The sequence below is a fragment of the Halomonas sp. SIMBA_159 genome (assembly GCF_046536035.1).
GTDB classification, from domain to species: domain Bacteria; phylum Pseudomonadota; class Gammaproteobacteria; order Pseudomonadales; family Halomonadaceae; genus Vreelandella; species Vreelandella venusta_A.
On the sequence record NZ_JAWJBT010001089.1, the window covers coordinates 1 to 253 of the forward strand.

Annotated in this window: 1 protein-coding gene; it reads left to right on the forward strand. The window is 68.0% G+C overall.

Annotated elements, in window-relative coordinates; genetic code table 11:
- On the forward strand, positions 1 to 253 hold a 253-nt coding region (locus R0J87_RS22630; protein ID WP_498889149.1), incomplete at both ends, for a hypothetical protein.

Sequence of the window (253 nt, forward strand, 5' to 3'; positions counted from 1 at the left end):
GAGGCCACCCTGGCCAACCTGCGCGCGGTCGGCATGCCGGTGGCCGATGACAGCGTGTTCCTGGGCCTGGGCACCTTCGTGAAGGACTGCGAGCAGAACGGCAGCGAGAAGAACTGCCGTCGCCGCCTGGCCGGGCAGAAGTACCGCGTGCTGATGCAGTTCGGCGACCAGCTGGGCGATTTCGTGCAGGTGGTCGCCAACACCCCGCAGGGCCGCGGCGAGCTGTACCAGCAGTACCACGACTGGTTCGGTG